The organism is Candidatus Neomarinimicrobiota bacterium (assembly GCA_030743815.1).
Taxonomy (GTDB): domain Bacteria; phylum Fidelibacterota; class Marinisomatia; order Marinisomatales; family S15-B10; genus UBA2146.
Window position 1 is genome coordinate 1 of record JASLRT010000029.1, and the last position, 18,171, is coordinate 18,171.

Consider the following 18,171-nt stretch of genomic DNA (forward strand, 5'->3'; position numbering starts at 1 on the left):
GAGCATGTTCCACGGCGACGCAACCAACAGCGGCTTGTATTCCGCTCCTCCACAAGCTGTAGCTATTGATGAAGGCGGCCGTGACAGCGTTCCGCTACCGGAATTTTTCGCACTCTATCAGAACTATCCCAACCCATTCAACCCCAGCACTGCAATCACCTATGATTTACCGAAGCGGTCACTGGTAACCCTTGGCATCTACGATTTGCTGGGCAAACAGATAAAGACCCTTGTTAATCACCCACAGGATGCTGGGAACAGAATAGCTGTCTGGGACGGTACTGATGGTTTGGGTAGGTCTGTGAGTGCTGGTGTCTACTTGTACAGGATACAGGCTGGGGAGTTCAGCCAGACTAGGAAGATGCTGTTATTGAAATAGATCAATACTATTAGGATACGCTAATTCGGGATGCAGAGCCATCTGAAGTAACGGTTGCTTCTAGGTAAAATAGCTTAAATTCGCACGCTTGGAAAGCGTGTTTACGGTATCCCCGTAACGGGGGTTCGAATCCCCCTCTCTCCGCTTCTCTGAGACCCCTCTTTCCGAGGGGTTTCTCGTATAAGGGTTGACACTGTCCCGATATCTATGTAGCTTGTACTTTTAGAGACTCTTAGGAGCGATGATTCACAGGATGTGCCCACAAAATGTGCGCCCACACTTCCACATCAGCTTTCTCAACCACTTTCCCACAGAGGTATTGCTATGCGAAAAGCATTTGTCAGCACTCTAATAATCTTTACCACCGCTACAGCTACAACCCTAAACGTCCCCTCTCAATATTCTACCATCCAAGCGGCTATTGACGCTGCCAGTGCTGGAGATACGGTACTGGTTGCTGACGGGACCTACACCGAAAACTTAATTATCGATAAAGACATAAAGATTATCAGCGAAAATGGGGCTGAAAAGACAATTATTGATGGCGGTGAAATAAAACATGTTATCGAATTTAATAGTTCAGCTTTAACTACTCGGGATTGTGTATTGGATGGGTTTACAATTACAAATGGTGGTAATGCCAATGGTAGTTCAGATGAGGCTGGTGGAGGTATAAATGTATGGGATGGTTCACCTACTTTGCGAAATTTAATTATCAAAGGAAATAGACGGGAAATGTGGTCTGGTGGTGGTATTCATGTTACTAATAATGCCAACCCCTTGGTTGAAGGATGTATTATAAAGGAAAATTGGGCAAAAGAGGGTGGTGGCGGAATTGACATCTGGAGAGCGAGTGCTGAAATCCGGAATTGTGTTATAAGCAATAATTCTGGAAATTGGGTGCCAGCAATAACGATTGGTACCGACAATCCTACGACATATCCAAGTATTGTTATAATGGATAATGTAGAAGTGATGAATCATTCGTGCACCGAGGAAAGTTGTAGTGCCACAATCCTTGTGTCGAATGCGACGACAACACTAAAAAATGTAAGTATACATGATAATCATGCGGGCCCTGCAATTAATTCTAATTTTTGGATGGATGGAGAAGATTCTCAGATAGAATTAAGAATTGAAGATTCTAATTTCAGCAACAATTCGTCTTCCATTAATCATGATGGGGGTGCCATCTTCTTAGATAATTTACATTTTGTAGAAATAAAGAATTCATTATTTCAGGGTAATTCTAATGATTATAATGGTGGTGCAATATCAAGCTGGAACACAGACACACTAATAATTGATGGATGCAATTTTGCAGGAAATATAGTCACTTCAGAATCTGCTGGTGCAATAACGATAAATGGTGATACCCCAAACTATTTCGAAATAAAAAATTCTGATTTTAGAGACAATAAATCAGAGGAATCGGGAGGAGCTTTGTGGATTGGTAACACGACAGGGTACATTCAAAATGTAGGGATTTTTAAAAATGAATCAGTATCTGCAAGTGGAGGTGCTTTATATACTTATGAAAACGTTGAACTAACACTGAATTCAGTTACAATATCTGGGAATTCATCTAATAATGCTGGTGAAGATTTTTCTATCAATGGAGGTAATATAAATGTTAACAATTCAATTATCTGGGATGATGATATACAAATAAACTCAGGTTCTTTTGATATAATGTATTCAGATATAGAAGGCGACTGGGATGGCGAAGGCAATATCGATGCTGCCCCTCACTTCATTGATGCGGCAAACGGCAATTATCATATCGGGGACTATTCACCCGGTATTGGTGCCGGGGTCTACTCAGCCCAGTTTGATGATACGTGGTACTACGCCCCGTCAACTGACTTAGATGGTAATCCACGTCCTAGTCCAGCAGGTAGCAATCCGGATATGGGAGCCTATGAGAATCCACGGGCTACACCTCAACATGCTCCGGAACCGTTTGAGCTGGTATTCCCTTCTGACAACGCACATGTAGGCATAACACGTCAAAACTACCTCGATACACTCTACTTTGCGTGGAACCAAGCTATAGACCCAGATGGAGATAAAGTAACCTACAGAAGGGCGCTGACAGGTGACTTACAGGAATATATAAAGTTCATCGTCACCTCTGATGAGGAAAGCACTACAAATATGTACCGAATCCCTTATCATCATATTGAACATTATATGCATACGGCAGGGGTTGAGTTTGTACAGGGTACGTGGACAATAGTTGCTTCAGATGGCGGAATGGACACATATGCATCTAACGGTCCGTTCCAGCTTACCATAGACGCCAGTGCTTATGCTGTTGATGATGAGGCGGTGCTGCCTGAATCATTTGCTCTGCACGCCAACTATCCAAATCCTTTCAATCCTACCACCACAATCAGCTATGACCTGCCAGAACAAGCTCAGGTCACTCTGGGCATTTACGATGTACTGGGTAAACAGATAAAGACCCTTGTCAATCAATCACAGGATGCTGGCAACAGAATAGCTGTCTGGGACGGTACTGATGAGTTAGGCAGATCAGTGAGTGCCGGTGTTTATCTGTACCGGATACAGGCTGGAGAGTTCAGTCAGACACGGAAGATGCTGTTATTGAAATGAAAAAGCACCTCGCCATACTGCTACTGATTTTCAGTTTCGTATTTGCTCAAGAGATAATAACTGCATTTTTGTATAAATTGAAAGCGGCGTGAGAATGAGTCAAGTGGGTGAAAAATATCTCAACTCCACGGCAATCATCGACAGTGATCATGCAAGCATAGCGGAATATGCCGCAAGGGTAATCGAAGGGAGTGAAAACGATCCTGTCGCCATGGCGGTAAAACTGTACTTAGCGGTGCGCGACGGTATCTGGTACGATCCCTACTCTCCGTTTTATCTCCCCGAACACTATCGCGCCAGTAGCGTTCTTAAGTGTGGTAGAGGTTTTTGCATCAGTAAGGCGTCGCTGTTGTCGGCCTTGGGAAGGGCGTGTGGCATACCGACACGGATCGGTTTTGCCACGGTAAGGAATCACTTGGCCACCAGGCAGTTTATCGAAATGTTAGGCAGCAACATATTTGTCTATCACGCCTATGTGGATCTGTTCCTCGATGGGAAATGGGTTAAGGCGACGCCGGCATTCAATGTTGAGCTGTGCCACAAACATAAGGTGACTCCCTTAGAATTCAACGGTAGGGAGGATTCGCTCTTTCATGCATACAACCTTGACAGGAAGCAATTTATGGAATATACAGAGTTTCATGGCACTCACGCCGACATTCCGGTGGATGAGATTGTATCGGCCTGGGAAGAGAGTTATGGTAAGCGCCGCATAAGTAAATGGATCCAGCGGCTGGAATCGTCAGGTGGTAAGCAGGGTCCTGATTTCTTTAAGGAGGAAGTAGTAAAGTGACTTCGTTAGCGGTCGCTGACGGCACATTCACAATGAATTACGGAGGACAGTTCAATGCACAAGAAAAGAGGAATTGATCGAAGAGAAGATCAGCGCAGACAGAAGGAGAAAACTATAAAAAACGAAAAAAGGGCAGGCGAAGAGAGACGTTCAGGTGGAGAGCGCAGGAAACCTGAGTGAATCACTTTCATTTCGTATCGTTACTCTGCCATAAATGGCGGAGTAATTGTCGGATATAAACCAGTTGCTTAGGAGAGACCTTGTTCAGGCTCAATTGTTCAGTTTTTACGTCCTCATTTAATTTATCTGCTCTAAATTACCAGTCTGAAAATGTTCTGATTATTGTAGTGAGGTAACTTGAATGCTGAAGCCCAAAAGAAAGATGACAAAAAAGGAGATCCGGCACGATCCGCTTCTGGAGACGGTGCACCGGGCGCAACAGTTCCATGCGGAAAACCGCAAGCTAATCAACTATGTGGGTGCTGGACTCGCGGCGGTCGCAGTTATCGGATTAATTGCTTTTTCCACGGGAAGTTCCTCTAACAATGAGGCGCGTGGCGTAATGGCACGAGCTCTTGTCAACTATCAGGGTGAAGATTATGCGACGGCGGTGACCGATTTTGACATCCTTATCAATGATTATCCTGGCTCAACGGCTGGCAATGAAGCGCAATATTATCTCGGGCAGTCGCTACTGATGCAGGAAAATGAGGAGGAGGCAAAAAAGAGTTTAGAAGACTATATCGCATCCGCGGACAATTCATTCCTTGCAGCGGGCGCTTTCCGGACAATCGGTGATCTCTCTTTCAAGAGTGAGCAGTACGAGGAAGCCGCCGGCTATTTCGAAAAAGCCGCATCAGTATCTACTGTGCCGACCGTCAGTAACCAGAATCTGATCAGCGCCGCTCTCGCCTGGATAAAAGCAGGGGAATACAAGAAGGCTGGAAAATCACTCGATGCCATCCGTCAGGACGTGGGAGAATTCAACATCCAGGCACAGGTTGATGAAGTCACTGCCATGCTTGATATCCTCTCCTCCAATGTCGAGAACTGATCACTACCGCCACACCGTCACTTACCCCCTTAAATAATCCTCAAGATTCACATCTAATCGTGGTGGAGCATATCCTTGCCTCCACTCCTGTGGCAAGCAGCAGTCATTTCATTCAAGATGAATGTCGATAAACCTAGAAGGATCAGAGACTTCTATTGCTGACCAGATAATCTACGTGAGGATCTGTTTTGGACAGACCTATGCCACTGCGCAAACGACGCTAATTTGCTTGCGTATGGAGCTAGATTCAGGTAACTTTCCGTGCTGTTTTGGTGGGCTAAGACCCACTTTTTTGTAACAGCAGTTTTTTGAAATGGGAATGACAGCATGGAAATAGAAGAAATCCTTTCGCGTATTGTCGTCGATGAGGGACTAATGTTGATTAATCAGCATATCTCTCTTGGTGGGTCACAGCGCCGCCTCAAATTGACCGTAGATACGGTGGAAGGGGTATCGCTCGATGAGATTGCGGATGTTTCCAGACGAATTCAGGAGTCTGAACGTCTGACGGCACTTCTGCCTGAAGGATTTGAACTCGAAGTTACATCTCCCGGGCTCGACTCTCCGCTGACGGAGCCGTATCAGTTCAGGAGAAATCTTAACCGGCGTGTCAGGATTCACCATGATGCTGTTGCAATTCCAAACCCCGTAGAGGGGCGGATATCGTCTGTTGATGATGAATCGGTGATTGTCGAGAATAGAAAAGGGTCATTTGATATCCCCTGGGAAAAGATCGGCAAAGCGATTCTTATCATCCGAGTCAATTAAAAGGAGGTACCGTTGGATAATCAAGAACTGATCCAATGTTTCACCGACATAGTTAAAGAGAAGAAGATCGACAGGACTGAGATCAGCTCAATCATTGAAGAGCTTTTCAAGACTCTTATCGAAAAGGAATACGGTTGTGCCGATAATTGTGAGGTGATTGTCAATATAGACCGTGGTGAAATTGAAGTCTATCAAGAGAAGACCATTGTTGAGCTGGTAGATGATCCTTTCACCGAGATTTCTCTAGATAAGGCGCAAAAGATTGAACCTGATCTTCAGCTGGGAGAGACGTTCATCGAAGTGGTTCAGCCGCAGCTTTTCGGTAGGCGGCTGGTTGCCAACGCCAAACAGTTCCTTGCCCAGAAAATCAAGGATATTGAAAAGAGGAATACGTTCGATGATTACATCGGCCGGGTAGGAGAGATCGTCATCGGCGATATAAGGCAGACACACAGGGATAATCTTTATATTCACATCGACCAAAGTGAACTGAGGATGCCGAGAGAAGATCAGATTGAGAACGAGCGTTTCAGGCGCGGCGATTCGGTACGTGCCATCATCAAGTCGGTTGAGATGACAGCCAAAGGGCCCGATATTGTTGTATCGAGGAGTGATGAAAAATTCCTGGCCAAACTGTTCGAGATGGAAGTACCGGAAATTGAAGACGGTATCATTGAGATACTCTCCATTTCCCGGGCTCCGGGCGTTAGAGCAAAGATCATCGTTCAGTCTCACGACAGGCGAATTGACGCCGTGGGCGCGTGTGTCGGGATGCGAGGCAGTCGTATCCAAGCTGTTGTACGCGAACTGAATGGCGAAAAGATTGATGTCGTCAATTACAGTTCACAGCCGGAAGTTCTCATTTCACGGGCACTCTCGCCTGCCAAACCGTTCAACCTTTATATCGATGATGAGCGCATGTATTGTGTGGCCGTCTTCGATGATGAGGAGATGGAATCAGGGGTCGGCAAGAGTTATCAAAATATCAGACTGGCATCAAATGTTACCGGTTATAATATCGAAGCTTTCAGGCAGTCAGAATACGAAGGTGCCAAATCGGATGAGACGTTCTTTCTGGGACAGATCGAAACTCTTACGGAGCGCATGGTAGAGCTCATGAGTCAGGCCGGTGTAGAAACAGTAAGTGATTTCCGGTCGGCATCCCGGGAGGATATGCTGGCGGTAAAGGGTGTCGGTGAAAAAATGATTGACACGATCAGTACAAAGATTGATACACATCTTGAATCTCTGATGACACCCGAGGAAGAAGATACGCAAGAAGAGGAAGAAGAAACGGTATCCCATGCCGGGGATAGTGAGAATGATCTGCCCACCAGTGATATTGAAGGCAAGGAGAAAACTGACACTGCCTTAACTGAAGCCGAGGCAGTATAACAGAGGGAGAAGAAGTGGCTGAAGCAGCAACAGCGTCACGTCGAATAGTTCATATCGCTAAAGAACTGAATATCTCCCATCATGATATCATAGAACTGCTTGACAAGAACGGAATAGAAGTCAAGAGTCATATGAGTCCTGTTAATGAACAGACCTATCAGCTGATCGTTGAGGAATTTGAGAAGGATCTTCAGTCTGTCTCACGCTACAGGAAGGAGAAGGTCCGTAAAGAGATCCATTTCCGCAAACTTGAGGAAAGACTTCATCCTGCCGGCGAATTCGAGATCATGATGCCTGACGAGCAGCGCAAACTAGAGGAGGAAGAGAAGAAAGCGGTTGAAGAGCAGGTGCTGGCGGAGGATGAAGCCGAACTGGATGTTGTTGAGTCGGCAGATGAAGCCGAAAGGGATGTCAGTTCAGATGGCAAGCCTGAAACTGAAGTTACAGAAGAAGAGCCAGCGCCGCGCAAGAAAACGAAGTTCCGCAAAGTGGAGCTGGCCGATATCCAGGCCAAGATAGATTCAGGCAGGAGACGTCCGCCGGTCAAACCGGTTAAGAAGACAGAAGAGGACAAAGAAAAGAAGGATGGACAGCCTGTCTCAGTCAGTACCACTGTGCGCCAGACGCTGGCCAGGATGGATACCAAGACCAAGAAGAAGAAATATAAGAGAGACAGGGTAGAGGACGGTGAAGAAAGTGAAGTTGAGTATGTCCCGGCGGTTAAGGTAAAAGAATTCATGAGCGTACAGGAAGTTGCCGGTATCCTCGATTTGAGTCCGGCCGAAATAATTACCAAGTGTCTGGAACTGGGTGTCCCTGCTACTATAAACCAGCGGCTCGATATTGATACCATCACCCTTCTGGTTGAAGACGCCGGCTATCAGGTGGAGATGGTAGAGGAAGAGACCGATGATATTCTCAGTCTGCAAATAAGTGAAGAAGAGCTTGAGGGCGCGGTACCCCGTGCACCAGTAGTAACCATTATGGGGCATGTGGATCACGGAAAAACATCCCTGCTCGATTATATCCGCAGTGAGAACGTTGTAGCGGGTGAGGCCGGCGGTATTACACAGCATATAGGTGCTTACGCTGTCAATCTGGAGGACGGGAGAGCGGTTACATTTCTGGATACACCCGGTCATGAAGCTTTTACAGCCATGAGATCTCGTGGCGCTCAGGTGACGGATGTGGTCATTCTTATCGTCGCTGCGGACGATGGAGTAAAGCCGCAGACGGTAGAAGCGATCAACCATGCCAAAGCTGCCGATGTGCCCATTGTGGTAGCCATTAATAAGATTGATAAAAGCAGTGCCAATCCCGACAGGGTGAAGCAAGAATTGTCCGAGAATGGAGTACTGGTAGAAGATTGGGGTGGCAAGATTCAATGTATTCCTCTGTCGGCCAAATCAGGCGAGGGGGTCGATGAGCTTCTCGATCTGCTGGCGCTGGAGACGGAAGTACTTGAACTGAAAGCGAATCCTGAGGTAGACCCCATGGGAATTGTCATCGAGTCGCGTCTTGACCGGGCCCACGGTGCAATCGGGACTGTCCTGATCCAGAAAGGGACGCTGAAAGTAGGCGACGTCTTCGTTTGCGGTAACAGTTATGGTAAAGTCAGGGCGTTGATGAATGAAAGAAACACCCGCATCGATTTTGCCGGTCCGGCGACCCCGGTGCAGGTACTCGGCTTCCATACGCCGCCTCAGGCCGGTGACAGACTGGCAGTTGTGTATGATGAAAAGGTAGCCAAAAAGCACGCTTCTGAAAGAGATCGTATGCAGCGTGAGATCGATCGTCAGAAGATCAGGACCATGTCGCTCGACCGGCTTTCCAAGGAAATCAGGGAGGGGGTCGCCAAGACACTGCCGCTGGTGGTGAAAGCTGACGTCGATGGGTCAATCGAAGCACTTGTTGACGCGCTCGCTGAAATTCCCAGTGATGAGATCAAGGTTGATATTGTTCACCAGGGAGTCGGTACCGTATCCGAATCCGATGTGCTACTGGCCACCGCCTCAAACGCTATTATTGTCGGATTCAACGTTGGCGTCCACTCAAACGCTACTCTGCTGGCTAACAACAGCGGTGTTGACATCAGAAAGTATGATGTAATCTATGAAGCTACCGACGAGATAAGACTTGCCGTTGAAGGTATGCTTGAGCCTGACATTGTTGAGAAGGTACTTGGTACGGCCGAAGTGCGCCAGGTGTTTAAGATTTCACGTAAAGGATCAATTGCCGGCTGCATCATCACTGACGGGGTGGTCAGCCGTAACGACTTGGCAAGGATCAAGCGCGATGATGAGATTATCACAGTAGGGCAGATTACATCACTGAAGCACTTCCAGGATGACGTAAAATCTGTGGATAGCGGGAAAGAGTGCGGCATCGGAATCCGGGGAATGGATAGCTTTGAAGAAGGGGACCTCATTGAAGTCTATGCGACTGAGGAGGTTAAGCGAACCCTTAAGTAAACTTTGCGCTTTAACGGAAGAGACCAGAACGTTTTCCTCATTCCTGTATACACGGCATAAATCAGTTACTAATCATAATATGGACAGAGGCGCACACGATAGACGATGGCTGTAGGTATACTCCGCATGGAACTACACCTGATGAGTCCCCATTCTCTCAAGGAAAAAAGAGCTATTCTTAATCCACTCAAGAACTATCTGCGCAAAAAGAAAAATGTATCTGTGGCGGAGATTGATTATCATGACGTATGGCAGTCAGCCGTGCTGGAGGTGGCTATGGCAGGCAATGACAGGGCCAAGCTGAAGACCAGTATGGACTCCATCCAGCAGTTCATAGAAAAACGTTTCCCCGTGGAAGTGTCATCTGAATCCAGCGAAATAGTATGAGCATAAAACCTTATTCCAGGTCTGAGCGGTATGGTCGTGAACTGATGAAAATTCTCAGCGAAATAATACAACGTGAGGTCGATACAAAAAGCATCGGTTTTGTGACGGTGACTAATGTAGTAGCGTCGAAAGACCTGAAACACGCCAAGGTTTACGTAAGTGTCCTGGGCAACGCCGTGGAAATGGGAGAAGTTGAGCGTTTTTTCAAACAGCGTAAGGGTTACATCCGCGGTCTACTCGGTCGTGAAATAACGTCGAAATCTGTACCCGATCTGGCTTTTCACTACGATGATACCAGTGAGACGGTTGACCAGATGGAACGTATTTTTTCACAAATCCACAAATCGGATATCTCCTCAGAATGATAATCGCCATCAACAAACCGGTAAAGTGGACTTCTTTCGATGTTGTAGAGAAGGTGAGATCCATTACGGGAGAGAAAAAAGTGGGCCACGCCGGTACGCTGGACCCTTTCGCGGAGGGTGTTCTTGTTGTGGGAATCGGGAGGGAGTCGACGCGCATGTTGAGCCAGCTTTCTGCTACTTCTAAAGACTACCTGGCTGAGCTGAAACTAGGCGAAGAGACGGATACCCTGGATCTGACAGGTGAGGTGACAGATCAGCGCGAGATACCTCATCTGACAGCGAGTAAGATTGAAAATGTTTTGGCCCAGTTCCGCGGTGAAATTGAGCAGACGCCGCCCATGTATTCGGCGAAGAAGATCGACGGAACGCGACTCTATAAGCTTGCCCGCCGCGGAGAGCAGGTAGACCGGGATCCGGTAGCAGTCCGGATACTCGCTCTTCAGCTGATCGACCTGTCTGATGACACTATCACCTTCAGTGTCACTTGCAGCAAGGGGACATACATAAGACAGCTGGCCTCTGATATGGCCAATGCACTCGGTACTGCGGGACACCTTACCGCCCTCAGGAGAACAAGAGTGGGTGATTATCATCTGGATGACTGTCTCTCATTTGATCTGCTGGAGCAGCAATGGATGTCTACCGCTGCATAGAGGATGTTCAGCCCATGAAGAACACCGTACTGACGATCGGGTCTTTCGATGGGCTGCACCGCGGACATCAGGAAGTGATACATGAGGTGGTGACAACGGCCAGAGCACTGGAACAAAAATCGGTTGTGGTGACGTTTGATCCTCATCCAAAACATATACTGATGCCCAAGGACGGTTTCGAAATTTTAATGCAGGTAGAAAAAAAAATGGAGCTGCTGGAGTTCATGGGCATCGACACGGCGCTGGTTATCCCTTTTGACGATAAATTTTCACAGACATCGGCGCAAGACTTCCTGGATAACGTTCTGCTCAAGTATTTCGAACCGTCCCATATTATCGTGGGCTATGATCACAGGTTTGGTCATAATCGCGAAGGAGACAGTGAATTCCTCACCAACAGTAAGCAGGAGAGGTATGAGGTAGATGTGGTGGCTGGTGTAGGGGATCAGGACGTAATCCTCAGCAGCACCCGTATTAGAAACCTGATCCGTGACGGTCATGTCCAGCGGGCGTCCTTTGAACTGGGTTGGCAGTTCGGATTTGACGTGACTGTGGTGCAAGGGGTAGGAAGAGGCCGATCACTGAACTTTCCCACAGCCAATTTTGTGCCTGAGAATGAAGCACAGCTTTTACCCAAAACGGGGGTATATTTCGCCCGCGCAATGATAGAGGATAACATCTATTACGGAATGTGCAATATCGGCTATCGACCGACATTTGAGGAAAAGGATTTCGTCATGGAAATACACCTGTTTGACGGTGAAGTTGATAATCTTTACGGTGAGACGTTGGAAGTCCAATTCCTGGAGAGAATCCGTGATGAACGCAAGTTTGACAACGCGGATGAACTGATAGAACAACTGGAGCAAGATAAAAGATTCTGTGAGAGTAGAATCAATCTGTACAAAGAGGAGGAGTAATGCCTTTAGTAAAGGAGAAAAAACAGGAAATCGTCACCACCTTCGGCAAGGATGAGAAAGATGTGGGATCTACCGAGGTTCAGATCGCATCATTGACCGAAAGGATACGGGATCTTAACACGCATTTCAAGACACACAAGAGAGATCATCATTCCCGGCGGGGACTGACAATGATGGTCAGTAGACGCAGAAGACTGCTTAAGTATCTTAAGAGAGTAGATTACGAGAACTATATAAAAATAACTAGTGATCTGAATATCAGACGCTGAGAAAGGAAGAGAGGAAATTAATGAGTGTAAAAAAAGAGACAATTGAACTGGCTGGGAAGTCTCTGACGCTGGAAACGGGTCTGATGGCCAAGCAGTCATCGGGATCCGTAGTTGTGACTTACGGTGATACAGTAGTATTGGTAGCTGTGAATGCGGATAAGAATCCGCGCGTGGGAATCAGTTTTTTCCCGCTTTCGGTAGAGTATAGAGAGCGTACGTACGCTGCCGGGAAAATTCCCGGTGGATTCTTCAGAAGAGAGGGGAGGCCGTCAGAGAAGGAGATATTGGCATCCCGCTTAACAGACAGGCCTATCCGTCCCCTTTTCCCTGACGGATTTCGTTGTGAGACGCAGGTGATGATAAACCTTTTGTCAACGGATCAGGAAAATCCGGCGGACATCCTTGGCAGCCTCGGGGCGTCGGTGGCGCTCATGCTGTCGGATATCCCGTGGAACGGTCCCATAGCGGCCGTCAGGATGGGGATGATCGATGGTAAGCCCGTCCTTAATCCCACTTACTCCCAACTGGAGGAAAGTGCACTTGATCTTGTCCTGACAGGCGGAGAAGATGCGATCGTCATGATGGAAGGCGAGGCGAGCGAAATATCGGAAGAAGATTTGATGATTGCGGTGCAGTACGGATACGAAGCCATTAAGGATATCATCAAGTTTCAGAAATCTTTCGTTGAAGGTCTCGGCAAGCCGAAGCGTGAAATCGTTGAGGAAGAGGTGGATGACAAGCTGGTGAAAGCAGTCACGGATCGTCTGGACGGCCGCATCGAAAAGATCGCACATGGTGACAAAGATGAGAGAAGGTCAGCCGTGGATGCTGTTAAGGATGAAATCGTGGAAGCACTTGAAGAGAATTTCCCGGAGCAGGAGCAAGTCATCAAGACTATAATTTCCGATAAGATGAAAAGTGCACTCCGCCACAGGATCCTGAACGAAGGGCAGCGACCCGACGGCAGGGGAGAGAGTGAGATCCGCTCCATTACTATCCAGGAAGGCATTCTGCCGCGTACCCACGGCAGCGCCCTCTTCACCCGCGGTGAGACGCAGAGTCTGGCCACAGTTACACTGGGCTCCAAATCGGATGAGCAGTTTGTAGATGACATTGATGGTGAATTCAAGAAACACTACATGCTTCACTACAATTTTCCGCCTTTCAGTGTTGGCGAAGTGCGGCGTTACCTCGGTGTGAGCCGAAGGGAAGTGGGCCACGGTAATCTGGCCGAACGAGCACTGGAGCAGGTTATGCCCGCGCCGGAAAAATTCCCATACACTGTGCGTATCGTTTCGGACATTCTGGAGTCGAACGGATCTTCATCCATGGCTACTGTATGTTCAGGCTCGCTGGCGCTCATGAATGCGGGCGTGCCGATCAAAGCAGCGGTCTCAGGCATTTCCGTCGGCCTGGTTACCGACGGTGATAAGTCTGTGATGCTAACCGATATCCTGGGAGAAGAAGATCACTATGGCGACATGGATTTCAAAGTAGCCGGTACGCGGGATGGCATCACATCGGTGCAGGTGGACCTGAAGATTGACGGCCTGTCAATGGATCTTATATCGCAAGCGCTGGAGAAGGCCAAGACCGGCAGGTTCCATATCCTCGACGTGATGGATGAACATCTCAGCAAGCCACGTGAGACAGTATCTCAATACGCGCCGAAGATTCTGCGGACTGAAATCAATCCTGAAAAGATCGGTGAACTGATCGGTCCCGGCGGACGAAACATCCGTGCCATTATCAAGGAGTGTGAATGTGAAGTTGAGGTTGATGATGACGGTGTTGTAGTCCTTACATCGCCAGTGCTGGAGAACTGTCAGAAGGCGCTGAAAATGGTAGAAGCAATAATGATGGAGCCTGAAGTGGGCGCCATATTCGAAGGTGCTGTACGCAGGATTCTTAATTTCGGTGCATTCGTTGAACTGGCGCCCGGCAAGGAAGGACTGCTGCACATCAGCGAAATCTCTCACTACCGGACGGAAAAGGTAGAGGATGAAGTGAATATCGGCGACGTGGTGAAAGTCAAGATCATCAAAGTTGACGATAGCGGTCGTTTCGATGTCAGTCAGAAAGCGCTTACGGAACGACCGAAGGATCTTCCGCCGCCGCGGCCTCGGAGTCAACGGGGTGGCCGGCCGGGTGGCAATCGCCACTCTCGTGACAGGAAAGGTAACCGCCCGGAGAGGAAAAGAAACTATTCCGGTGACAGAAATAGATGATCGTCGGTGTCCCGAAAGAGATTAAATCTCAGGAGATGCGAGTTGCTCTGACTCCCCACGGTGTCCTTGAGCTGACGGTAGCGGGTCATGACGTTGTGGTGGAGAAAAACGCCGGCGCCGGCAGCGGATTCAGTGATGAAGATTATGAGACTCAGGGTGCCGAAATCGCTGCGTCGCTGAAAGAGGTGTACACTCGGGCGGAGATGATTGTTAAAGTAAAGGAACCGCTCACTGAAGAGATATCACTGCTGTCAAAAGGGAAGATTGTTTTTACCTACTTCCATTTCGCAGCTTCGGAAACACTCACCAGACAGTTTGCCGCTACGGAAGCCACCGGGCTGGCCTACGAAACAATGCAACTGGATGACGGATCACTTCCTCTGCTGATTCCCATGAGCGAGGTAGCCGGCCGTATGTCCGTCCAAGAGGGCGCCAAATACCTGGAACAGCGTATGGGGGGTAAGGGGGTTCTATTAGGTGGTGTTCCGGGAGTGGAACCGGCGACGGTCGTTATTCTCGGCGGCGGTATCGTGGGCACAAACGCAGCCAAGATTGCTGCCGGCCTGGGAGCAATCGTTTACGTATTGGATACGAATGTGGAGCGCCTCAGGTATCTCGACGATACAATGCCCAAAAATGTGATCACCCTTTTCAGCAGCCGTCACAGTATCATCGATTTGCTACCCAATACTGATCTGCTGGTGGGAGCAGTCCTGATCGTGGGGGCGCGGGCGCCGAAGCTCGTTACCCGTGATATGCTCAATATTATGGACAAAGGAAGTGTAATTGTGGATGTATCTGTTGACCAGGGGGGCTGTATTGAAACGTGCAAACCGACAACCCATGAAGATCCCATTTATGTAGTGGATGATATTATTCACTATTGTGTGGCCAATATGCCGGGTGCGGTACCGTTTACATCAACTATTGCTCTGACGAATTCTACCCTGCCGTACGTGAAGTCTGTGGCCGATCTCGGTCTTAAGGAAGCTGTTGCAGCTGATCCGCACCTGCTGTCTGCTGTGAATACCTGTGCCGGGAAGATTACCCATTGCGGGGTGGCAGAAGCGTTCGGCATCGAATATCACGCACCATCAGATGTTATTTAGTCTGCCTGTTTAACCACTACTCTCAGACAACATCTCTTAGCTGGAAGACCTCCCTTTTTCTCCTTTCTTTGTCGAACTCCCCGATAAAGGACTCAGGACAGGCTCTCAGCATGAGGGGATTATAGGATAATTTGAACTTATGTAGAGGACCGTTTGAAGTGAGAGAATGAAGAGGCAGTGTATCGCTGGGTCTACCATTTTTGCACCAACCGTACCGTACTATTTATTTCTTGCCAGAGGGAGATCTTATTGCTAATATCAAGTAAAGCTTTAAGTCCATGGCGGAATCTGAATCAGAAATCAGGAAACTCTACTTCTCAATCAGTGAGGTGAGCGAGATTACGGATCTCAAACAGTATGTACTGCGGTACTGGGAGACTGAGTTTCCCATGTTGCGCCCACAGAAGAATAGGGCTGGAAATCGCACCTATCGCCAGAGTGATATCGATACAGTGCTGACCATCAAGGATTTGCTTTACAATCAGAAATTCACGATTGAAGGGGCAAGACAGCGATTGAAATCGGCAAAGTCTTCTGATGCGACAACAGAGAACGTGGAACAGTACAAGACTGTTATCAGGAGGATTAAAGGAGAACTCAAGGAAATACTCGAAGTACTCAAGGAAGATTAGACGGAGCGTGGCGTAGCCCGGTAGCGCACCTGAATGGGGTTCAGGGGGTCGCGAGTTCAAATCTCGCCGCTCCGACTTTTTGATAAACCCAGTTTCTCATCGAGGAATTGGGTTTTTCCATTTCAGGATTGAATTGTAGCACCAGCTGTGTTTTTTTGGTCAAATATCTCTAAGTGTTAACAAATCTGCTACATATATGCTACGCTAAAGTCATTTGTTCTAACTGCCGCCTTTGCCGTCAGATCGGCTTATCCAGTTAGTTTTGTCTGATGTTGCGTTTCACGAATGATAGACTGATAGCCATAACAGCCTCCTTTCAGTTAGGTTATTGGGACTATGGTATGGGGGGACAGGATTTTCAACGGTTTTGACCCCCCATACCCATCAACAACAGGGGGGTAGTTATGAAGTATATCTCCCACTCACATTCTAGAGCAAAAATTTGAATAGTTGACTTTATCTTGATAAGTGTATACATTAAATTTATGAGAGGGTTTTCAATAAATCTGTTATCATTATACCGTTATTCTTTAAGGAAGAATTGAAATAAAAAAGCAAACTCAAATTCTTACTAAAAAAACTTTTCTTGGATTACTGATCTGTTTTTTCACTTTCTTTATTGAATCTGACAGTTCCTACAATGTTACTCCTTCAACAATTCAAATATTTTCTAGGAACCAAATCGGTGATAAGGACGATCCTTTTGCCCGCTGGAGGTTCGAATGGCTGAGAACCCGCGATCCCCAGACCAATCAAATACCAGAAGGTATCAGACAGCGTGAACTGGAGTTCGCCAAGCTTCTGCCAACTGCTGAGCCATTACGACTAGACCGAAGATTAGGGGAGAGCAAGACGGACTGGAAGAAACGAGGACCGTACAACGTAGGGGGGCGAACTCGGGCTTTAGCCGTAGATATTTCTGATGAGAATGTGTTACTGGCAGGAGGAGTTTCAGGAGGAATGTGGAGATCAACAGACGGAGGGAATTCTTGGTCTAAGACAACAAAACCAGATCAACTACATAGCGTAACAACAATAGCACAAGATCTTCGCACTGGGGAAAATAACATTTGGTATTATGGAACAGGGGAGTTAACAGGCAATTCTGCCGATGGAGGGGGTGGCGCATTTTTTAATGGCGACGGAATATTCAAATCAACTGATGGGGGTTTGAACTGGAATGTGTTGAGTTCAACAGACAGCAATACTCCACAGAGCTTCGATTCATTCTTTGATTATATTTGGCGAATTCGAGTCAGTCCTGTCAACGGGTATGTTTTTGCCGCAACTTATTCCCGGGTATACAGAAGCAAAAACGAAGGTACCTCATGGGAAGTAGTTCTTGCACCCTCCGATGAATATGCAACTTATTCCGATATAACCATCAGTTCTACTGGTACACTATATGCTGTATTCAGTAGCGACACTGATATGTCAGGTGTCTACAGATCAGCCGATGATGGTGCTACTTGGACCAATATTACACCAACCAATTTCCCTGTTTCTTACAATAGGCTCGTTTTGGATATTGCCCCTTCCGATGAAAATGTACTCTACCTGCTTGGCCACATAGGTGGGGAGGGCCCGGCGAATCATCTCTTGTGGAAATATACATATACGTCTGGTGACGGATCGGGATCGAACGGTCAATGGACAGATCTTTCTACGAATCTCCCTGCCTATGGGGGGGAAGTGGGCGATTTTGATTCTCAATATGGTTACGACCTGATTGTAAAAATCAAACCTGATGACGAAAATACTGTTTACATAGGCGGAACAAACCTCTATATGTCAACCAGCGGTTTTGCAAATTCAACTAGCACAAGTTGGATAGGTGGATATTCACCTGAGAATGATGTATCTCAATATGAAAATCAACACCCTGATCAGCATTCACTTGTATTTTTACCTTCCAACTCTAAGGTGTTGCTTGCAGGTCACGATGGAGGTGTCAGCCGGACAGAAGATGGTACGCAAAGTGATATGACCTGGTCATCACTAAACAACGGTTATTTCACTACTCAGTTCTACCACGTTTCCCTGGATCCATCCGCTACAAAAAAGAATTTAGTAATGGGTGGGATGCAAGATAATGGTACTTGGACCACAGATTCTGATGCTGCAACGAC

Annotated in this window: 16 protein-coding genes and 1 tRNA gene; all 17 read left to right on the forward strand. The window is 47.4% G+C overall.

The annotated features are described in order from the left end of the window. Nucleotides 1–379, forward strand: a 379-nt coding sequence (locus QF669_02540; protein MDP6456323.1) for a T9SS type A sorting domain-containing protein, incomplete at its 5' end; no start/stop codon positions are given. 324 nt (nt 380–703) lie between these two features. After that, entirely contained in the window at nt 704–2,998 is a 2,295-nt protein-coding gene (locus tag QF669_02545; GenBank protein MDP6456324.1) for a T9SS type A sorting domain-containing protein, read from the forward strand. 94 nt (nt 2,999–3,092) lie between these two features. Beyond that, a complete protein-coding gene (locus QF669_02550; GenBank protein ID MDP6456325.1) occupies nt 3,093–3,791 on the forward strand; it encodes a transglutaminase-like domain-containing protein in 699 nt (232 codons plus the stop codon). Nucleotides 3,792–4,152: 361 nt separating this feature from the next. Further along, nucleotides 4,153–4,845 carry a tetratricopeptide repeat protein gene (locus tag QF669_02555; GenBank protein ID MDP6456326.1) on the forward strand — a complete coding sequence of 231 codons (693 nt, stop codon included), beginning with the start codon at nt 4,153–4,155 and terminating at the stop codon, nt 4,843–4,845. A gap of 327 nt (nt 4,846–5,172) precedes the next feature. Further along, on the forward strand, nt 5,173–5,613 hold the full coding sequence (locus tag QF669_02560) for a hypothetical protein (protein ID MDP6456327.1): 441 nt from the start codon (nt 5,173–5,175) through the stop codon (nt 5,611–5,613). Nucleotides 5,614–5,625: 12 nt separating this feature from the next. Further along, on the forward strand, nt 5,626–7,008 hold the full coding sequence (nusA, locus tag QF669_02565) for a transcription termination factor NusA (GenBank protein ID MDP6456328.1): 1,383 nt from the start codon (nt 5,626–5,628) through the stop codon (nt 7,006–7,008). A 14-nt stretch (nt 7,009–7,022) separates the two neighbouring features. Continuing rightward, a complete protein-coding gene (gene infB / locus QF669_02570; protein MDP6456329.1) occupies nt 7,023–9,479 on the forward strand; it encodes a translation initiation factor IF-2 in 2,457 nt (818 codons plus the stop codon). Between the two features lie 105 nt (nt 9,480–9,584). Beyond that, nucleotides 9,585–9,866: a DUF503 domain-containing protein gene (locus tag QF669_02575; protein MDP6456330.1), complete on the forward strand. Its 282-nt coding sequence runs from the start codon at nt 9,585–9,587 to the stop codon at nt 9,864–9,866. Continuing rightward, nucleotides 9,863–10,231 carry a 30S ribosome-binding factor RbfA gene (gene rbfA / locus QF669_02580; GenBank protein ID MDP6456331.1) on the forward strand — a complete coding sequence of 123 codons (369 nt, stop codon included), beginning with the start codon at nt 9,863–9,865 and terminating at the stop codon, nt 10,229–10,231. Before QF669_02575 ends, rbfA begins: the two co-directional genes overlap by 4 nt. Next, nucleotides 10,228–10,884: a tRNA pseudouridine(55) synthase TruB gene (gene truB / locus QF669_02585; GenBank protein ID MDP6456332.1), complete on the forward strand. Its 657-nt coding sequence runs from the start codon at nt 10,228–10,230 to the stop codon at nt 10,882–10,884. The genes rbfA and truB overlap by 4 nt, the downstream gene beginning before the upstream one ends. A 14-nt stretch (nt 10,885–10,898) precedes the next feature. Then, on the forward strand, nt 10,899–11,804 hold the full coding sequence (locus QF669_02590; GenBank protein MDP6456333.1) for a bifunctional riboflavin kinase/FAD synthetase: 906 nt from the start codon (nt 10,899–10,901) through the stop codon (nt 11,802–11,804). Further along, nucleotides 11,804–12,073 (forward strand): 30S ribosomal protein S15, encoded by a 270-nt coding sequence (gene rpsO / locus QF669_02595; GenBank protein MDP6456334.1) that lies wholly within the window; start codon nt 11,804–11,806, stop codon nt 12,071–12,073. Before QF669_02590 ends, rpsO begins: the two co-directional genes overlap by 1 nt. Before the next feature lie 20 nt (nt 12,074–12,093). After that, nucleotides 12,094–14,301 (forward strand): polyribonucleotide nucleotidyltransferase, encoded by a 2,208-nt coding sequence (gene pnp, locus QF669_02600; protein ID MDP6456335.1) that lies wholly within the window; start codon nt 12,094–12,096, stop codon nt 14,299–14,301. After that, entirely contained in the window at nt 14,298–15,410 is a 1,113-nt protein-coding gene (gene ald, locus QF669_02605; protein MDP6456336.1) for an alanine dehydrogenase, read from the forward strand. The genes pnp and ald overlap by 4 nt, the downstream gene beginning before the upstream one ends. Before the next feature lie 278 nt (nt 15,411–15,688). Continuing rightward, complete coding sequence (locus tag QF669_02610; protein ID MDP6456337.1) at nt 15,689–16,042, forward strand: MerR family transcriptional regulator; 354 nt, start codon at nt 15,689–15,691, stop codon at nt 16,040–16,042. A gap of 1 nt (nt 16,043) precedes the next feature. Further along, nucleotides 16,044–16,117 (forward strand) — tRNA-Pro (locus QF669_02615). Between the two features lie 885 nt (nt 16,118–17,002). Then, nucleotides 17,003–18,171, forward strand: a 1,169-nt coding sequence (locus tag QF669_02620) for a sialidase family protein (protein MDP6456338.1), incomplete at its 3' end; no start/stop codon positions are given.